Annotated in this window: 15 protein-coding genes and 1 tRNA gene; 8 read left to right on the top strand and 8 right to left on the bottom strand. The window is 62.5% G+C overall.

Features of this window, described 5'->3' with window-relative positions:
• The first annotated feature begins 49 nt into the window (after positions 1-49).
• Positions 50-1,678 carry an inorganic phosphate transporter gene (locus tag AB8A50_RS18225; RefSeq protein ID WP_089267659.1) on the top strand — a complete coding sequence of 543 codons (1,629 nt, stop codon included), beginning with the start codon at positions 50-52 and terminating at the stop codon, positions 1,676-1,678.
• A gap of 238 nt (positions 1,679-1,916) precedes the next feature.
• Here the strand turns inward: AB8A50_RS18225 and AB8A50_RS18220 are convergent, their stop codons facing one another.
• Complete coding sequence (locus AB8A50_RS18220) at positions 1,917-3,077, bottom strand: patatin-like phospholipase family protein (RefSeq protein WP_184512141.1); 1,161 nt, start codon at positions 3,075-3,077, stop codon at positions 1,917-1,919.
• Between the two features lie 205 nt (positions 3,078-3,282).
• On the opposite strand from AB8A50_RS18220, the gene AB8A50_RS18215 reads away from it, so the two are divergent.
• The 4 genes from AB8A50_RS18215 (at position 3,283) to AB8A50_RS18200 (ending at position 7,410) form a co-directional block, all read left to right on the top strand.
• Positions 3,283-4,065, top strand: coding sequence for a 3-hydroxybutyrate dehydrogenase (locus tag AB8A50_RS18215; protein ID WP_093757438.1), 783 nt, complete (start codon positions 3,283-3,285; stop codon positions 4,063-4,065).
• A 34-nt stretch (positions 4,066-4,099) separates the two neighbouring features.
• The gene (locus AB8A50_RS18210) at positions 4,100-4,873 is read left to right on the top strand and encodes an acetoacetate decarboxylase (protein ID WP_439078498.1); all 774 of its coding nucleotides are present in this window, start codon (positions 4,100-4,102) and stop codon (positions 4,871-4,873) included.
• A 138-nt stretch (positions 4,874-5,011) separates the two neighbouring features.
• Positions 5,012-6,043 carry a transporter gene (locus tag AB8A50_RS18205; RefSeq protein WP_439078497.1) on the top strand — a complete coding sequence of 344 codons (1,032 nt, stop codon included), beginning with the start codon at positions 5,012-5,014 and terminating at the stop codon, positions 6,041-6,043.
• A 5-nt stretch (positions 6,044-6,048) separates the two neighbouring features.
• Positions 6,049-7,410 carry a carbohydrate porin gene (locus AB8A50_RS18200; protein WP_439078496.1) on the top strand — a complete coding sequence of 454 codons (1,362 nt, stop codon included), beginning with the start codon at positions 6,049-6,051 and terminating at the stop codon, positions 7,408-7,410.
• Between the two features lie 141 nt (positions 7,411-7,551).
• Here AB8A50_RS18200 and AB8A50_RS18195 read toward each other — a convergent pair whose 3' ends face one another.
• The 3 genes from AB8A50_RS18195 to AB8A50_RS18185 all read right to left on the bottom strand — a co-directional run bounded on the left by AB8A50_RS18195 (position 7,552) and on the right by AB8A50_RS18185 (position 11,031).
• On the bottom strand, positions 7,552-8,568 hold the full coding sequence (locus AB8A50_RS18195; RefSeq protein ID WP_439078495.1) for an LLM class flavin-dependent oxidoreductase: 1,017 nt from the start codon (positions 8,566-8,568) through the stop codon (positions 7,552-7,554).
• Positions 8,569-8,666: 98 nt separating this feature from the next.
• Positions 8,667-9,581, bottom strand: coding sequence for an alpha/beta fold hydrolase (locus tag AB8A50_RS18190; protein WP_439078494.1), 915 nt, complete (start codon positions 9,579-9,581; stop codon positions 8,667-8,669).
• A 175-nt stretch (positions 9,582-9,756) separates the two neighbouring features.
• Entirely contained in the window at positions 9,757-11,031 is a 1,275-nt protein-coding gene (locus tag AB8A50_RS18185) for a hypothetical protein (RefSeq protein WP_439078493.1), read from the bottom strand.
• Between the two features lie 259 nt (positions 11,032-11,290).
• Between AB8A50_RS18185 and AB8A50_RS18180 the strand changes: the two genes are divergently transcribed.
• A complete protein-coding gene (locus AB8A50_RS18180; protein ID WP_439078492.1) occupies positions 11,291-12,508 on the top strand; it encodes an MFS transporter in 1,218 nt (405 codons plus the stop codon).
• Positions 12,509-12,593: 85 nt separating this feature from the next.
• On the opposite strand, the gene AB8A50_RS18175 is transcribed toward AB8A50_RS18180, so the two are convergent.
• A tRNA-Leu gene (locus AB8A50_RS18175) sits at positions 12,594-12,678 on the bottom strand.
• Positions 12,679-12,855: 177 nt separating this feature from the next.
• Here AB8A50_RS18175 and AB8A50_RS18170 point away from each other — a divergent pair.
• Complete coding sequence (locus AB8A50_RS18170; RefSeq protein ID WP_439078491.1) at positions 12,856-13,389, top strand: disulfide bond formation protein B; 534 nt, start codon at positions 12,856-12,858, stop codon at positions 13,387-13,389.
• Positions 13,390-13,420: 31 nt separating this feature from the next.
• On the opposite strand, the gene AB8A50_RS18165 is transcribed toward AB8A50_RS18170, so the two are convergent.
• The 3 genes from AB8A50_RS18165 to AB8A50_RS18155 all read right to left on the bottom strand — a co-directional run bounded on the left by AB8A50_RS18165 (position 13,421) and on the right by AB8A50_RS18155 (position 17,336).
• Positions 13,421-15,691 carry a TonB-dependent siderophore receptor gene (locus AB8A50_RS18165; protein WP_439078490.1) on the bottom strand — a complete coding sequence of 757 codons (2,271 nt, stop codon included), beginning with the start codon at positions 15,689-15,691 and terminating at the stop codon, positions 13,421-13,423.
• Positions 15,692-15,880: 189 nt separating this feature from the next.
• Complete coding sequence (locus tag AB8A50_RS18160; RefSeq protein WP_439059931.1) at positions 15,881-16,945, bottom strand: AbrB family transcriptional regulator; 1,065 nt, start codon at positions 16,943-16,945, stop codon at positions 15,881-15,883.
• Positions 16,946-17,060: 115 nt separating this feature from the next.
• On the bottom strand, positions 17,061-17,336 hold the full coding sequence (locus AB8A50_RS18155) for a PsiF family protein (protein WP_089267649.1): 276 nt from the start codon (positions 17,334-17,336) through the stop codon (positions 17,061-17,063).
• A 194-nt stretch (positions 17,337-17,530) separates the two neighbouring features.
• Here AB8A50_RS18155 and AB8A50_RS18150 point away from each other — a divergent pair, with 194 nt between their 5' ends.
• Positions 17,531-18,037 (top strand): hypothetical protein, encoded by a 507-nt coding sequence (locus AB8A50_RS18150; protein WP_439078489.1) that lies wholly within the window; start codon positions 17,531-17,533, stop codon positions 18,035-18,037.
• Positions 18,038-18,046 lie beyond the last annotated feature (9 nt).

Genomic DNA, 18,046 nt, shown 5'->3' with positions numbered 1-18,046 from the left:
ATCCGTGGTGCAGAGATTAACGCCTCTTAACCTGTAACGGGGGCGTTTCATGACCGATTTCACTGCCAATCAATCCATTTCCGGAGGCGCGGCTGTTGAGCCGGCGTCGCGGCCCAATCTCGACAAGGGTTTTAACCCGCTGACGATGATCCTGTTTTTCGGGATCCTGGCCGCCGGCCTCCTGTTCGTCGCCTACAGCATCTATGTCGACGTCAATGCCACCGGCACCCGCGTTACCAGCTACCTGCCTTACCTTCTGTTGTTCGTGGCGCTGCTGATCGCGCTCGGCTTCGAATTCGTCAATGGCTTCCATGACACCGCCAATGCGGTGGCCACGGTCATCTACACCCACTCGCTACCGGCGGAATTCGCCGTGATGTGGTCGGGCTTCTTCAACTTCCTCGGCGTGCTGTTCTCCACGGGCGCGGTGGCTTTCGGCATCGTTTCGCTGCTGCCGGTGGAATTGATCCTGCAGGTCTCCAGCGGCGCCGGCTTTGCCATGGTGTTCGCGTTGCTGATCGCAGCCATCATCTGGAATCTCGGCACCTGGTATCTCGGCCTGCCGGCCTCCAGCTCGCACACGCTGATCGGTTCGATCATCGGCGTCGGTATCGCCAATGCGCTGATGCGCGGCCGTGACGGTACCTCGGGCGTGGATTGGGGCAAGGCCACCGAAATCGGCTACGCGCTGCTGCTGTCGCCGTTGTTCGGCTTTGCCTGCGCCGCCATCCTGCTGCTGGTGCTGAAATTCCTCGTGCGTAACCCGGCTTTGTACGCAGCACCGGACGGCAACAAGGCACCGCCGTTGTGGATCCGCGGCATCCTGATCGCGACCTGCACCGGCGTGTCCTTCGCACATGGTTCGAATGACGGTCAGAAGGGTATGGGCCTGATCATGCTGGTGCTGATCGGCACCGTGCCGACCGCCTATGCGCTCAACCGCGCATTGCCGGAATCCCGTGTCGCCCAGTTCCAGGTCAACTCCATCGCGGCCGCCAAGGTGATCGCAGCCAAGGGTGCCGGTCACAGCATCATCGGCGATCCCCGTCCGGCGGTGACCACCTATGTCTCGCAGCGCAAGATCAGCGAAGGCACCTATCCGTCGCTCGCCGTTCTCGTGCAGCAGGTCGGCGATCAGGTTCGCAGCTACGGCACGCTCGACAAGGTGCCCGCGGAATCTGTCGGCAACACCCGTAACGACATGTATCTCGCATCGGAAGCCATCCGCTTCCTGATGAAGGACAAGGAAAACGACCTCAACAAGGAAGATGTGGCGACGCTCAATGCCTATAAAGGCTCGCTCGATGCCGCGACCAAGTTCATCCCGGATTGGGTGAAGATCGCCGTGGCGATCGCGCTCGGTTTGGGCACCATGGTGGGCTGGAAGCGCATCGTCGTCACCGTCGGTGAGAAGATCGGCAAGACGCATCTGACCTATGCACAGGGCGCTTCGGCCGAACTCGTGGCTGCGGCCACCATCGGCGCGGCCGACGTGTTCGGTCTGCCGGTCTCGACCACCCACGTGCTGTCGTCCGGCGTCGCCGGCACCATGGCGGCGAACGGTTCGGGCCTGCAGATGGCCACCATCCGCAACCTGCTGATGGCCTGGGTGCTGACGCTGCCCTGCGCCATCATGCTCTCGGCCTCGCTCTACGTGCTGTTCAGCCAGTTGTTCTGAGAACAGACGAGGCCGCTGTGGAAGCGTAGCGGCCTCGCTTTTTTGCACGGTCGAAAGAGAGGCCCGCGCCGTTAATGCGCGGGCTTTTTCTTGTGGGGTAAGTACCCTTCGCCGTCATTGCGAGCGCAGCGAAGCAATCCAGAAGCAAAAAGCGAGGATTGGATTGCTTCGTCGCAAGAGCTCCTCGCAATGACGGGGAGGGGCCGGCGCTGAGCTTTTGTGAGAAGCGCTGCTGCCTCTACGAACTGCTCTCGCGATGCACGTCGTGCACCACGATGCCCTTGCCTTGCTCCGGCAGCGCCAGCCAGTCGCGGCGCTTCAATGTGCGGCGGGTATCGTCGAGGCCGCTCTGCCAGTGCTCGCGCATCGAGGTGGCCGAGAACTCGTGGTCCTTGGAATCGCCCTCATAGGCCTTCTGCTGATAGATCATCTGCAGGATGGTGATCTCCGGCAGATCCGACAGGCTGTCGCGCCGCGCGCGTTCCTCATCGCTGAGCTGATCGTCGGGAATGCGCTGCAAGACCTTGTAGAGCTCCGACTTCAGATTGTTCATGCGCCGGTAGATGTCGGTGTTGTGGCGGGTGCGGGACGAATAGACGATGTCCTTGTGCCGGGCCAGAACCTCCTGGATATCGCGCGGCAGCACGCCGCGGGCACTGAACAGGTCGACCTGGAAGACAAGCGAGTTCATCCTGTCTTCCTGGTCGAGCAGGTGCTGCAGCGGCGTGTTGGAGACGATGCCGCCGTCCCAGAAATGATCGGTGCCGATCTTCACCATCGGCAAAGCTGGCGGCAGTGCGCCTGATGCCATCACGTGCTCCGGCGCGATGACTTCCTTCTTGTTGTCGAAATACAGGAAGTTGCCGGTGATGACGTTGACCGCGCCGACTGCGAAATGGGTCTTGCGCGAGTTGATGAGATCGAAGTCGACCAGTTCGAGCAGGGTGTCGCGCAGCGGCGAGGTGTCGTAATAGCTTGTCGCCGTCTTCGCACCGGCCGGGCTGAACCACGGATTGACCTCGTGCGGCTTGAAGAAGCCGGGCTGGCCGAGGGTCGTGGTCATGAACGAGCTCGCGAGATTGCGGGCCTTGCGATAGACGTCGCCGTCCGGTGTATAGTGCCAGACCTTGCGGGCGGTGATGCGGTCCCAGAAGATCTGCAGCTTCTCCAGCCGGTCTTCCGGTGGATTGCCGGCGATGATCGCCGAATTGATAGCGCCGATCGATACGCCGCACACCCAGTCCGGCTCCATGCCTTGCTCATGTAGCGCCTGATACACGCCGGCCTGATAGGCGCCGAGGGCGCCGCCGCCCTGCAGCACCAGTGCTACGCGATCGCAGCGGTCGGGGCGCCAGCCGGTCTCGGCCGTCATGTCTGAATCGGGTGTCCGCGCATCCATCTGGGTGTTCTCCTCAACGATCACATGAAGTTGGCGGCAGAATTCAGATGAGCAGTGACGGCGTTGTGACAAATAGCAAATTCGATGAATGCGCGTCAGTCCATGAAGCGCGTCACGCGGCTGAAGGAAATTCCTCATACCGCCGTCAAACAGGATCGCTAGCAAAGAAGCAGATATTAACGTTTGCTTACGAAGGGTTGCGCCCATGCTGTCTGGAAAGTCCGCCATCATCACCGGCTCGACCAGCGGCATCGGCCTTGGCATCGCGCGCGGCCTTGCGGCCAGCGGCGTCAATATCGTGCTCAACGGCTTCGGCGACGCCAATGAGATCGAGGCGATCCGCAGCGAGATCGCCGACAGCCATCAGGTCCGGGTGCTCTATAGCGGCGCCAACATGGCCGACGGCAATGACATCGCGGCGATGATGGCGCAGGCCGAGCAGGAATTCGGCGGCGTCGATATCCTGGTCAACAATGCCGGCATTCAATATGTCGCGCCGCTCGAGGAATTCCCGGTGGAGAAGTGGGATGCGATCGTGGCGATCAACCTGTCGAGTGCGTTTCACACCACACGTCTCGCTATTCCCCACATGAAGGCGAAGTCCTGGGGCCGTATTGTCAACATCGCCTCGGCCCATGCGCTGGTGGCCTCGCCGTTCAAGTCGGCCTATGTCGCGGCCAAGCATGGCATTGCCGGGCTGACCAAGACGGCGGCGCTGGAAGTCGCCGAACACGGCATCACCGTGAATGCGGTATGCCCGGGCTATGTGATGACACCGCTGGTGGAGAAGCAGATCCCGGAGCAGGCCAAGGCGCGCGGCATCACTGAGCAGCAGGTGATCTCGGACGTGCTGCTCGCCGCCCAGCCCACCAAACGTTTCGTGACCGTCGAAGAACTATCCTCGGTCGTCAATTTCCTCTGTACCGACCACGCCCGTTCGATCACCGGCATCACGCTGCCGGTCGATGGTGGCTGGACTGCACACTGAATTTAACCCAGCGATTTCCAACAAGGAGTTTCCGATGCGCCAGGAAGACATCCTCCGTTTGCCGTCGATGCCGATGGCCGGCCCGAGCTATCCCGCCGGTCCCTATCGCTTCATCAATCGCGAATTCCTCGTCATCACCTATGAGACCGATCCGGACCTGATCCGGATGGGTCTTCCCGAGCCACTGGAGCCGATCGAACAGCCGATCGTGCATTATGAGTGGATCAAGATGCCGGATAGTTCAGGCTTCGGCAGCTACACCGAGACCGGCCTCGTGATCCCCGCACGCTTCAAGGGCGAGGACGTCAACTTCGTCTCGCAGATGTATCTGGACGATGATCCGCCGATCGCTGCCGGGCGCGAGATCTGGGGCTTCCCGAAGAAATACGCCCATCCGAAACTCGAAGTGGTCAAGGACACGCTGACCGGTACGCTGGAATATGCCGGGCAGCAGGTTGCCATGGGCACGATGGCCTACAAGCACGGCGCCATGGCCGGCAATGGCGAAGCGACGCACGCCACGCTCTCCAAGACCCAGATCAATCTGAAGCTGATCCCCGGCGTCGATGGCAGCGCGGAAGTCTGTCAGCTGGTGGCGATCAACCTGACTGATATCACGGTGAAGGGCTCATGGTTCGGCCCGGGCCGTCTGCATCTGATCCCGCATGTCAACGCGCCGGTCGCCGACTTTCCGGTGCGCCGCGTGATCGGTGCGCATCATTTCCTGGCCGATCTGACATTGCCCTATGGCCGCGTCGTCCATGACTACAACAAGCAGAGCGCCGCACTCGCTGAAGCCGCCGAATAACGGTGACTGACATATCCCTGTAACAAGGGTGTCATTAAGTGCCTGCGGCGGACTGACACAGTCGGAGAGCCGCAGGCAGATATTTTATTTTTTGGTGGCGCATGCGTATTGCGTGGCGTGAAAAACGGTGGGTGTCCGATGCAATTTGAAGTGCCGGTCACAACCGCGGAGGTGCCGTCCACACTTGGCTTGACCGATCCGATCCCGGGTCTGGTCTGGGCCTTCCGCATCCATTCCGACGGCAAGCCGGAGCCATTGCCGGTCGATGCCGGCATCGATCTCGTCCACGGCGGGCTGCTCTGGCTGCATTTCAACCTGACTGACGCGCGCGCGCTGCAATGGCTAGCGCAGATCCCATTGCATGCGCCGGAGCAGGCCCGTGCCTTGTTGCTGTCCAAGGACACATATCAGCAACTCCATGCCACCGATGACAGTATCTATGGCGTGATTTCGGACCTGTTGCGCGATATCGACGAGGCGACCGAAGACACTGGTTATCTGCGCTTCGTGATGACCGAGCGCTTGCTGATCAGCGGCCGGCATCACGCGCTGTGTGCCGTCGATGCGACGCGCCGTTCGCTTGAGCAGGGCCAGCGGGTCGACAGCATGGCCGCGCTGCTTGAGACGATCGTGGAGAATGTTGCCGACACCATGGACGGCGTCGCCGACAGTTTGGCGATATCGCTCGACGAGATCGAGGAGCAGGTGGTCTCCGGCGACTCCCGTGACATGTTGCAGAAGCTCGGCCGTCTGCGCCGGACCTGCGTGCGGCTGCATCGGCAGCTGTCCGGGCTGCGCATCGTGTTTCAGCGGCTTGAGGCCAAAGGTCAGCGTGAGTTGAAAGCGTCTCTGCAACTGCGTGCCGGCAAGCTGGCGCAGCGGCTCGACGGGCTGGATCACAACGTCGTCGAGATGCGCGAGCGCAGCCGGCTGCTGCAGGAAGAGCTGCATCTGCAGATCGAGGAACGCGGCAATGAAAGCCTTCGCGTTCTTTCAGTGCTTACCGCGCTTCTGCTGCCGCCGACGCTGGTCACCGGCATCTTCGGTATGAACACCAAGGGACTGCCGCTGACCGATGTTGAAACCGGATTTCTCTGGGCGGGCGCACTGATATTGATTTCGTCAGCATCGGCCTATGCCGTGATGAAGCGCCTCAAGATCATCAGGTAGCTATCATGGTTGGTGTGTTTTCGTGCTGGATGGTCCGTGCGATGACGGCGGTCGCCGGCCTTGTCGCCTGTGGCACGATCTCGCTGTCATCGGCGCATGCCGGCGATTGGCGCGATAATGGCCTGAAGCCGATCAATGACCGGCTCGCCGAATGGGGTGTGGCGCTGTCAGCCACTTACATCGGCGAGGCGCTCGGCAATGCGTCCGGCGGCATCCGGCGCGGCGCGGTCTATGAGGGACGGTTCGATTTTGGCGTGGATGTCGATCTCGACAAGGCGGTGGGCTGGAGCGGCGCGACCTTTCACGCCAATGTCTATCAGATCCACGGACCTGGCCTGTCGCGCGACTATATCGGCAATCTGATGCTGGTGAGCGGCATCGAAGCGCTGCCGGCGACGCGGCTCTATGAATTCTGGATCGAACAGGCGCTGTTCGGCGGCAGACTGCTGGTGAAGGTCGGTCAGCAGCCATCCGATATCGAATTCATCGACAGCAAGTATGACGATATCTTCGTCAATTCGGCGCTGGGCTGGCCCGGCATTACCGGCGTGATCCTGCCGGCGGGCGGACCCTCGCCGCCACTCGCCGTGCCGGGCGTTCGTTTCAAGGCCAGTCTGTCGGATGCGTTCACGGCCTATCTGGCGGTGTTCAATGGTAGTGCGGCTGCGCCCGGCCCGAATGATCCGCAAATTGCCAACGCGCATGGTCTCGCATTTCGCGTCAACGATCCGCCGTGGATCATCGGGCAGCTGAAATACAGCTACAAGCTCGGGCCGTCTGAGCTGCCGGGGTCAATCACCGGCGGCGGCTGGGTGCATCTCGCTGAATTCGATGACGAGCGCTGGACTGCACAGGGCCTGTCGCAGGCCGATCCGGCCGGCACCGGCGAGCCGCTGATGCGACGCGGCAATCGCGGAATTTTTGCGGTCTATGAGCAGCGACTCGCCTTCAGCGCTCTCGGCCCGGACAAGGGCATCGGCTTCTTTGCACGCACGTCGATCAGCCCGTCGGATCGCAATCTGATCAGCTTCTATCTCGATGGCGGCATCCAGGTATCAGGCTTCTCCGCCGAGCGGCCGGATGACAGGTTCGGCATCGCCATGACCTATGCGCGCATTTCGGATGGCGCACGCGGGCTTGATCGTGATGTGCAGCTTTTCACCGGAATTCAATCGCCCATCCGCGATTTCGAAGCCGTGCTGGAAGTAACCTATCTCGCTGCGGTCGCGCCGGGTGTCGCGGTGCAGCCGGTGTTTCAATATGTGATGCATCCCGCCGGCGGCGCCGTCGATCCCAACGATGCCACGCAGACAAAGCGCATCAAGGACGCCGCGGTGTTCGGCGTCCGCACCACCATCAATTTCTAGAGTTTCTCGTCATTCCGGGATTTGCTAGAGCCGGCTTGCCGGCGGCGGCAAAGACCCGGAATCCCGTCATGTTCAACATTCTGAGATTCCAGGTTCGCGCGCGCGAAGATGCGCACGCGCCCCGGAATGACGAGTTTTTGGCTATTCAGCAGCTACGGCTTTCGGTGTCTTGTTGAGACCCGCAGCCGCCTCGGCGATCATCTCATAGGACTTGAGCCGCGTGGCGTGGTCGTAGACGTCCGAGACGATCATCAACTCATCCGCGCCGGTCTCCTCGACCAGCGCGGCGATGCCGGCGCGAACCGTCTCCTTCGAGCCGATGATCGAACGCCGCAGCATGCCCATGGCCTGCATCTTCTCGGCCGGCGCCCAGTAGGTCTCGATATCCTCGATCGGCGGCGCGCTTAGCCCGCGGGTGCCGCGGAACATGTTGGTGAACGACATCTGCTGCGTGGTCCACAACCGCTTGGCCTCGGCATCGGTGTCGGCGGCGATGATGTTGACGCCGACCATCGCATGCGGCTTCGTCGACTGTTCGGAGGCTTCGAAGTGCTGGTGATAGATCTGCAGGGCCTGCAGCAACTGGTCGGGCGCGAAATGCGAGGCGAAGGCGTAGGGCAGGCCGAGCGCCGCGGCGAGCTGCGCGCCATAGGTCGAGGAGCCGAGGATCCATAGCGGCACGTCGGTGCCCGCGGCAGGCACCGCCTGCAGGCGCTGGTTCGGGCCGGCCGGAGCGAAATAGGCCTGCAGCTCCTGGATGTCCTGCGGGAAATTGTCTGAATTCTGCAGCGAGCGGCGCAGCGCCCGCATGGTCATCTGGTCGGTGCCGGGTGCGCGGCCGAGGCCGAGATCGATGCGGCCGGGAAACAGCCGGGCCAGCGTGCCGAACTGTTCGGCGATGACGATCGGTGCATGGTTCGGCAGCATGATGCCGCCGGCACCGACGCGAATGGTTTTGGTCCCCGCTGCGATATGGCCGATCACCACCGATGTCGCGGCGCTGGCGATGCCGATCATGTTGTGATGTTCGGCGACCCAGAAGCGCTGGTAGCCCCATTTCTCGGCGTGGCCTGCGAGATCCCGGGAATTGTCGAGCGCGCCGCGCGCATCGGTGTCCTGGGTAACGCGGACGAGGTCGAGGATCGAAAGTGCGGTCATGACGGGGCTCCCATTGCCCTTGCCATGTGGGCATGGCTGGGGCGGATTGCCAGCCGGTTGCGCGTCCGGCATGGCAGCCCGGCGTTACTCCCGAGCGGTCAGGTCAGGCCCGCGTGGAAGGCGCGGACGATTGCGGCGCATTCGGCCGGCTTTTCCATCTGCATGAAATGCGAGGCGTCAGGCACGGTGGTGAAGGTAAAGCCGCCATCGCGCGCGAAGGCACGCTCCATGTCGACGAACGGGCTAGTTCTCGTCTTTGGTTCACCGGCGACGAGCTGCACCGGCAGCCTGACACTGCACATCCGCTCCCAGGCGCTCGGGAGATCCTGCATGGTGAAGATGCTGGCCTCGAATTCCCTGGCGCAGGCGAGTTCATAGAGCTGCCTGTCGTCGTTCCAGCGCAGCGTGGATGCGGCGAGTGCTTGCAGCCCGGCATCGTCGACACCCGCAAATGCCGAGCTACGGCGATAGGACTCGAACAGCTCCTGCACGTTCGGAAAGGTGGTGCGACGCTGCGCGGCGCGTCCGGCGAGCCTGTCATTTTCCGTGCGGAAACTCTGGAACTCCGGATAGCTTGCTGGCGGCGTTGCCGGTGGCTCGAAGCCAACGATGCCGATCCACGGCGTCTGATATTCGGCGGCATGCAGCAGGGTCGTCAGGGCGCTCATCGAATGAAATGCGCCGAGGCTCGGCGCCGCGCCGAGTTCGCGGGTGATCCCTTGCATGATCGCCTCATAGTCGCGGATGAGCTGCGGCCAGACATGCGGGATGGGCTGGCGATACGGACTGCTCCGGCCGTGATGACGGAAGTCGAACACCACGGTCTCATAGTCATCCGTGAAGAGGCGCCAGAAGCTTTGAAAAGCATCGATGGCGAGGCCATTGCCATGGCTGCAGATGATCCGTGGACCTTTTCCATAAACGCGTATGCTGGCTGTGGCGCCATCTTCGAGCAGAACCTGAAAAGCGTGCGTCTCGGCCGCAAGAGCCGGAGCGGAAGGCGCATAGTCCATATGGGGCAGAATCCGTTATATTTTGGAGCAGAAGGCGAAGCTGTCGCATGCTTGGCCGGACCGCAGAGTCTAAAAGACCTTGTCTGAAAGACTTTGCTGCTCACCGTCAGTTCGTACGCAGTTTCAGGATACAAAGCGCGGCGGGGCGGTTCAAGCCACAGCAGGTCATACCAGATCAGCTGGAACGCCGGACGATCGCCACGCGCCCGTCCAGCGGGATCGTCGCGTGCCCGTCGGTCACCGGCACGCGGCGCCACTCGGCATCGTCATTCGGACGGTTGAAGGAGAGCGAAGCGGCAGGGCCATCGACGGCGATGTCGATCGGCTCCGTGGGCACCGGGATGTCTTCAGCCTTCTCCACATTCCAGCAGCGCACCGCGCGCCATACCGCAAGCAGCGGTTGTCCCTGCGCATCCTGAAACGCGATGTGCCGCAGGTCCGGTGCCGTGGATGCCACGCGTAGCGCCGGATCGTTTTTGGCGCGGCGTGCGCCTTTCAGTGTGGACAAGAGATTCCGGATCGCATGGTAGCCAGGCTTCGGCGAGCCGTCATTGCGGACGAGGCCCCAATGATGTTCTCCGTCGTTGGGATCGGTACCGCCATCGAAAAATTCGTAGAGAAATGTCCGGAGAATGCCGAGGCGGAAGTTGTTGAGCAGTAGCCGCGGCAGATAGAGTGCCGCCGCTGTCTCCGAAACGCCGGACGTGCCGGGCTTCACGACATTGCAGTAGCCGCATTCGGTTGCCAGCGCGGGCGCGCCGGGTTTGAACGCGTCGCGCATATGGTGCAGATACCAGGACACGGCGGCGTAGTCGTTGGTTGTTTCCGGCTCTTGCGCCTTTTGTACATAGGAATGGATCGCGACGGCATCGCTGAACTGCGCGGCCGGGCGCAGCAGCGCCACGTCGGCGGGCTTCCAGTTGATGACGCTGGGCGACAGCAGCGGCAACTCCGCCGCCGCATATCGCGCGCGCAGCGCAGCGTGCACCTCGCGCTGATAGTTCACGACGACATTGCTCCAGTCCGGCTTCGCCAGCGGCAGCGACAGAAACCAGTCGCTGTTGCCCTCGTTCTGGCCCTCTATCGCCGAGACGCGCTCGATGCCCAGTGCGGCGAGATAGCTCATCATCTCCGGCACGGTGTTGGTCGCCGGCGACACCACAACATTGAACAGGACGTTCGCGCGCTTGTTCAGCGCGCGCCAGCGATCGAGATCGTTGTTCGGCCGCAACTCGTCGCGCAGATGGCGAATGCCTGATGCCGCAAGCAGATCGTGAAAACGGTCGAAATGACTCGCATAGGGCTCGCTGCTGATATGCACGTTGATGCCGACACTGTCGTTGAAAGTGTCGGACGGGCCTGGAAGAGGCAGGGCCGCCAATGGTTCGGAGCGCAGCATCATCGATGCCGCGCCTCCCATCAGGATGGCTCGTCTACTCAGGCGGGGCATTTCGATCTCGCACGCTTGAAGCCCCAGTGACGCCTCGGGGCAGTCTGAGCCTGTTAGACTTAATAAACCGCCGATCGACAAGAGATGTTCTCGTCAGCGATCAACCGAAGGGGTCCGCTGGCCCGCAAGATCACTGTCATCGCGGCAACGGACAACTGTACGCGCTCGCAAAAACGTGAGCTGCGACGGCCGTCGGCCTGTCGGCTCGGACCCGTCTCGTGCGTCTTCCACTCAGAGAGCGCTGAAGTGGAGACCAGGAATGACCGATTCTCACTATCGCTGGGTAATCGTCGCCGCGGGCGGCCTTCTGGGCTGCGTCGCGATCGGCGGCATGTTTTCGTTGCCGGTGTTCCTGCAGCCGATCGCGCGGGACACCGGCTGGTCGGTCACCGGTATATCCAGCGCCATGACAATTGGCTTCCTCGCGATGGCTGTCACCAGCATGATCTGGGGTACCTTGTCCGACCGATTGGGGCCACTCCCAGTGGTGTTGACCGGGTCGGTCGTGCTCGCGTCAAGCCTGGTGCTGGCGAGCCTCGCGACATCTCTGGTCGCATTTCAATTTGTCTTCGGGCTGATGGTCGGCGGCGCCACCGCTGCGATCTTTGCGCCGATGATGGCGACGGTCACCGGCTGGTTCGATACGCATCGCAGCCTGGCCGTGTCGCTGGTTTCGGCGGGGATGGGCATGGCGCCCATGACCATGTCGCCGCTGGCGGCCTGGCTCGTTTCGAACCACGATTGGCGCACCTCGATGCAGATCGTGGCCCTCGTCGTGGCCGCGATCATGATTCCAGTCTCGCTGCTGGTGCGCCGCGCGCCGGCGCTGGAGGGCGCGCCTTCCGCTCCATCCGCCGAGCCGGTGCAAGCAGAGATGTCGCGCGCGCAGGCGCTACGCTCGCCACAGTTCATCATCCTGCTGCTGACGAATTTCTTCTGCTGCGCCACGCATTCTGGGCCGATCATCCATACTGTGAGCTACGCGATCAGCTGCGGCATACCGCTTGTCGCTGCGGTCACGATTTATAGCGTCGAGGGTCTGGCAGGGATGGGCGGCCGTATCGCCTTCGGCCTGTTCGGCGACCGTTTTGGCGCCAAGCGTGTGCTGGTCCTTGGCTTGCTCGCCCAGGCGTTCGGGGCGCTCGGCTTTGTCTTCGTGCGTGAGCTCGGCGGGTTCTACACCGTGGCGGCGGTCTTTGGCTTCATCTACGCCGGCACCATGCCGCTCTACGCCGTTCTCGCACGCGAAAACTTTCCGCTGCGGATGATGGGCACGGTGATCGGCGGAACGGCCATGGCCGGCAGCCTTGGCATGGCGACGGGACCTCTCGCCGGAGGTTTGATCTACGACGCGTTCGCCAGCTACGCTTGGCTCTATATCGGCTCCTGGATCATGGGGCTCGGCGCTTTCCTGATTGCAATGACATTCAGGCCGATGCCGGTGGCGAAAGCGGAGCCCGCGCCCCTGCCGGCGTGAGGACAAATCATCCACTCGTCATTTGCGGGTAACGCGCTTTTCGGAAATATAGCCCGTCGTCAATGGATTATTGCTGATGACCTGTTGGTGCCCCTGGCCGGAATCGAACCAGCACTCCTTGCGGAACTCGATTTTGAGTCGAGCGCGTCTACCAATTCCGCCACAGGGGCCTTCGGACGCCGGCCGGAGACCGGGGGCGCGAAGCGGGCGGAATATAGCGGGCGCGGGCGGCGGGTCAACCTGCGGTTTGGCCAGATTGGCCGCCGCGCACACTCCAGTGTGATCGGGGCTGCCTCGACAGGCTGGTGAGCCCGGGATAGGACGCAGCAGCCACTCCGGAGAGCACCGTGACTGCCCAGACCGCACACACCTCCACCCCTGCGTCGTCGAACCCGGCGCTGGTCGCTGCATTGGCGGTCGGTCTGATTGCATTGGCGACGCTGGCGGGGGCCTGGTTCTTCCAGCTGGTGCTGGATATCCGGCCGTGCCCGCTCTGCCTCGAACAGCGCTATGCCTATTATCTCGCGATTCCGCTGGCGGTGCTGGTGGCGATTGCTGCCGCCAGGGACGCGCCGCGCCGCCTGGTTGTGACCGGCCTCGTTGTGCTGGCGCTGGCGGCGCTCGCCAATGCGGTGCTTGGCACCTATCACGCCGGGGTCGAATGGACATTCTGGCAGGGTCCGACGGACTGTTCGGGTCCGGTGGTCGATCTCGGCAAGGCCGGCAGCCTGCTGGAGCGCCTCGACACCGTGAAGGTGATTCGCTGCGACGAGGTGCAGTGGCGTTTCCTTGGCCTGTCGCTGGCCGGCTACAATGTGCTGATCTCGCTGGCGATGGCGGCGATCGCACTGTGGGGCGCGGGCAAGACCGCACGGCACTGATCCGCCGCCGGTCCTGCCCGCTGAGGCACCGCTACCAGCGATAGCGCAGCGTGCCGATCACCGTGCGTCCCTGGCTCAAATAGCAGTAGCCGGAATTGCAGACCGCGACCTGCTCGTCGGCGACGTTGTTGGCGTTGATCGAGGCCTGATAGCCCGCAAACTTCGGTCCAAGCTTGGCGAAATCGTAACGCGCGGCCAGATCGAACAGCGTATAGCCGTTGTTGCGTGAGGTGTTGTCGTTCGACGTCCAGGTCGTGTCGATGTAACGGACACCGGCACCAAGACCGAGGCCTTCAGGCGAACCGTTCAGGAAGGTGTAGTTCATCCAGCTCGATGCGGTGTGCTTCGGCGTCACCGCAGGGGTCTTGCCGAGTTCCGACGCGATCGAGCTCCTGGTGATCTCCGCGTCGGAATAAGTGTAGGCCGTCACCGTTTCGAGTTCCGGCGTGAGTCGTGCGCGTGCCTCGAATTCGAAGCCCTGCACGCGGATCTCGCCGACCGAGGCGTAATAGGCGATGCCGTTGACATAGCCGGCGAGCTTGGCGGCGTTCTTCTCCTTGAGGTCGTAGATCGACGCCGTGAGCAGCACGTCGGGCCGTGGCTGATACTTCACGCCGCCTTCGATTTGTTCGCCTTCGGATGGCGCCAGCACGATGCCGTCGAGGCCGAGTGAGGTCTCCGGCTGGAATGAGGTCGCATAGCTCACATAGGGCGCGATGCCGTTCTCGAAGTGATAGAGCAGGCCGGCGCTGTAGGAGAACGCGTTGTCGTTGCGCGCGCCTGTGACGGCGCCCGTATAGGAATTGATTTGCGTGCGATCGGTCCAGTCCTGACGGCCGCTGACCGACAGGTGCCAGTTGCCGAGTCGCATCTGGTCCTGCAGATAGACGCCGACCTGCTCCTGCGTCGAACGCGAACCGGACGTATAGCCCGGCGTTGGGCCGGCAATGCCGTAGACGGGATTGAGGATGTTGAGCGCATAGCCGGGATTCACCGCGCCCAGGCCGAGCTTGAAGTCCCAGGTATTGTGATCGTAATTCACGCCGAACAGTGTGCGGTGGACGACCGGGCCGGTGGCGAAGTCGGCCTGCAGCGCATTGTCGGTTTGCCAGCTTGTCTGGTCGTCGCCGACGGCTACGGCACCGCGGTCATAGACGGTCGATGTTGGCGTCGCGAAGCTGCCGCTGACATAGCGCGATTCCGCATGCAGCACGCCGAACCGCGTGTGCTGGCGGAACGTGAAGACGTCGTCGAAGCGGTGCTCGAGCTTGTAGCCAACCTGCGCCTGCTGCTGCCGCAGATAGTCGTATTTCGGATCGCTCGATCGCAGCTTGATGGTCGCGCCATTGACGTTTACCAGCTGGCCGTCGCGATTGAGCATGGCGACGCTGGCGTCAGTTTCGTCCTTCTGCAGGATGGCATAGGCCGTCAGCGTGGTGTCGATGCTCGGTCGCCAGGTGATCGATGGCGCCAGCATCAGCCGCTCGTCGGCGATATCGTAATTGGTCTCGCCGGCGCGGCCGAGGCCCACCAGGCGGTACAGCAGCGACTTGTCGGAACTGGCACCGCCGATGTCGAACGCCGTTTGCATGCGGCCATAGGTGCCGCCTTCCAGTGAAATCTCGTTGACCTGATTCTCGACCGGGAATTTCGATCGGCGATCGACGAGGCCGCCGGGGACGGACTGTCCATAGAGCACGGCGGCCGGGCCCTTGATCACCTCGACGCTATTAAGCTGATAGGGTTCGGTCCGGAATGTAGTGAAGCCGGAGGGGAACTGCTTCAGTCCGTCGCGGAAGTCGCCGAGCGTCGTCGTCGAGAAGCCGCGGACATAGATCTGATCGAAACGCGGATCGTAGCCGAAGCCGCCGGTGGTGACGCCGGCTGTGTAACGAACCGCCTCCGGAATGCTGGTGACGCCGCGATCATCGAGTTCCTTGCGGTCGATGACGCTCACCGAACGCGGCGTATCGATCAGCGGCGTATTCGTCTTCGACGCCGAACTGGCCTGACCTGCGACATAGCTGTTGTTGTCGGCGCTATAGATGCGCTGATTGGCCGATTGCGCGGGTGCAATCTGCGGCGTCGTCGCGCGTGTGCGCCGTGTTGCGCGTGCCGATGTCTGAGATCTCGTTGCTGTCGTGCTGCGTGCGCGCTGCTGTGGCTGCGGAGCATCCACCGTGACTGGCGGCAGGCTGGCCTGCGCGAATGCGTCGCGCGGAAGATCCGTCGCCAATGCCATCACACTGACGGTGCAAAGCAGTGCAGTCTGCTTCGTCGATTTTCTTGTTCTCAGTTTCATTTCAACGCCTCGATGATGCTGGTCACGCCAGCTTGATCGAGCGTCTAACTTGATTGGTTTCGTGGCGCACTACGATGCGCGGTAGAATACGTCTAGACCTTGCGACGCAAATGTCTGCAATCGCTGCAAGGCGCTCATATTTGTTAGATCAATTCCATTGTTTCGATCGGTGTCTGCGAAGACTGAAGATCAATCGTCGATATCGTCCTGCGCCTTGCCGAACAGATGCACGATGCCGGGCGTGACGATCGAGACATAGATGAAGCGCGACAGATGATGCGCGCCGACGAACACCGGATCGATATGCAGCGTCAGCGCCAGTGCGAGCATGGCGTCCATGGCGCCGGGCGCGAAGGCGACGACGACATCGCTCAGTTTCACAGTCGTGGTCAGCGCGATGATCGTCACGAACACGGCCGAGATCGCGATGGCGACCGCGAATGAGCCGAGCGCCGCCCAGACGTGGCTGAGAATAGTGCGCGGCGAGATCTTGCCGAAGCGCGAGCCGATCAGGCTGCCGATGCCGACGAGAGCCGTGATATAGGCCCATTGCGGCAGCGTGCCGTGGACCCAGCCGGTGCCGTGCAGGACCGACGAGGCCATCATCGCGCCGAACATCCAGCTCGCCGGAAATTTGATCCAGCGCATGAACAGCGCGACGGCAACGGCCGCGGCAGCGAGTTCGGCGAGTGCGAGCGGCGAGGCTTCCGGTCCGCGCGATGGCAGCGGGCCGTGGCCCATCAGGCCGGTGGCGGCGAGCAGCAAGGGGACCATGGCGGTGAGGATGATGACGCGAAAGATCTGCACCACGGCGATGCCTGGCACGTCGGCATTGCGCTCGGTGGCCAGCATAATGATCTGCGACAGCGCGCCGGGGCTGCCGGCCAGCAGCGCGGAGGTGCGGTCCCAGCCATGGACGCGCTGCAGATAGATGCTGCTGCCGAAGGTGGCGCAGAACGTGGCCAGCGCCAGCAGTGCGATGGTCACCGGATAGGCGCTGAGATTGTGCACCATCTCCGGCGACACCATCGAGCCGAGCGACAGGCCGAGTGTCATCAGGATGACATGGGCCATCGGCTGCGGCAGGCCGACCGGGCGACCGAAGATGCCGTAAGCGGCGACCGCGATCATCGCGCCGGAGATCAGCCCGCCCGGCAATTCCGCCCAATAGAATAGCGCGCCGCCGGTCGTGCCGATGACGAGGGTCTCAAGGGTGGTGCGGATCTGCAGGGAGCTGGGAAGAGCGATGGCCATTTGCACGGAAAGCTGAAGGAGCCCGCTTTATGGCAAAGTCCGCACCTGTCGACAAATGCAGTGTGGTCTACCTGTCCCTCGCTTTCCGGGCGAGGGACAGGCGGATGACGAGAGTTTAGTTCGGTTTCGTGGTCTTCTTGCATTCCGAACGGAATTTACGGCGCTCGGTGCCATGCAGGCCCTTGGCATCGGCCTGTTTCGAACATTCGAGTGACGCTGCGGTGCGGGGTTTCTCGGCTGTCTTGTCCGCAGGCGCCATCTTCTCGGCGGGGGCCGCCTTGGCGGGCGCAGTCTTGGTGGCCGCCGGCGCAGGTGTCTGAGCGGTGGCCGCGCCGACCAGGAGGAAGGAGGCGACGGCAGCGGTAGCTAGGCTGGAAGCGAATCGGATCATGGCAGCACCTCGAATTGAACGGGAAATCAGCGTGGGCGCGCCGGGCTGAACGGCAGGTGAATGAGTTGAAATATATTTGACGGTGCGATCACGATAATTTTTCGCGGGGAGCTGCGATGTCGTTGCCACATGCAGCGGTAGCGATAGGATGCCGTCGTCTACTTTTACTTTGTGTAGCAAAGGGAGAGAATGCCATGACAATGCCTGTCAAATTCGCCTGCGCAATTGCAGTGTCCAGTTTTGCTTTACTTGCCTTCAGTCCGGCCCATGCACTCACCGCGACTGAATGCAGTGCAAAATATCAGGCGGCCAAGACCGCCGGCACGCTGAACGGCCAGAAATGGAATGACTTCCGCAAGGCCGAATGCGGGACCGATGCCGCTGCGACAACGCCCGCCGCTGCGCCTGCTGCAACCGCGGCGCCGAAGGCTGCCGAAGCCAAACCTGCGGCTGCGCCGAAACCTGCAGCAGCCCCCAAGCCGGCAGCGACGACAGTCGCGGCTCCGGCAGGCCCTGCCACCTTCCCGTCGGCGGTCGATCCGAAATACGCCAAGGAGACGGCTGGCAAGGCGCGGATGCACACCTGCGTGGATCAGTACAATGCCAACAAGGCCGCCAATGCCAATGGCGGCATGAAGTGGATCGAAAAAGGCGGCGGCTACTACAGCGAATGCACCAAGAAGCTGAAGGGTGCCGCCTGATCGGATCAG

It is taken from the genome of Tardiphaga sp. 841_E9_N1_2 (genome assembly GCF_051811065.1).
GTDB classification, from domain to species: Bacteria; Pseudomonadota; Alphaproteobacteria; order Rhizobiales; family Xanthobacteraceae; genus Tardiphaga; species Tardiphaga robiniae.
This window is presented reverse-complemented; position numbering and strand designations above follow the sequence as displayed.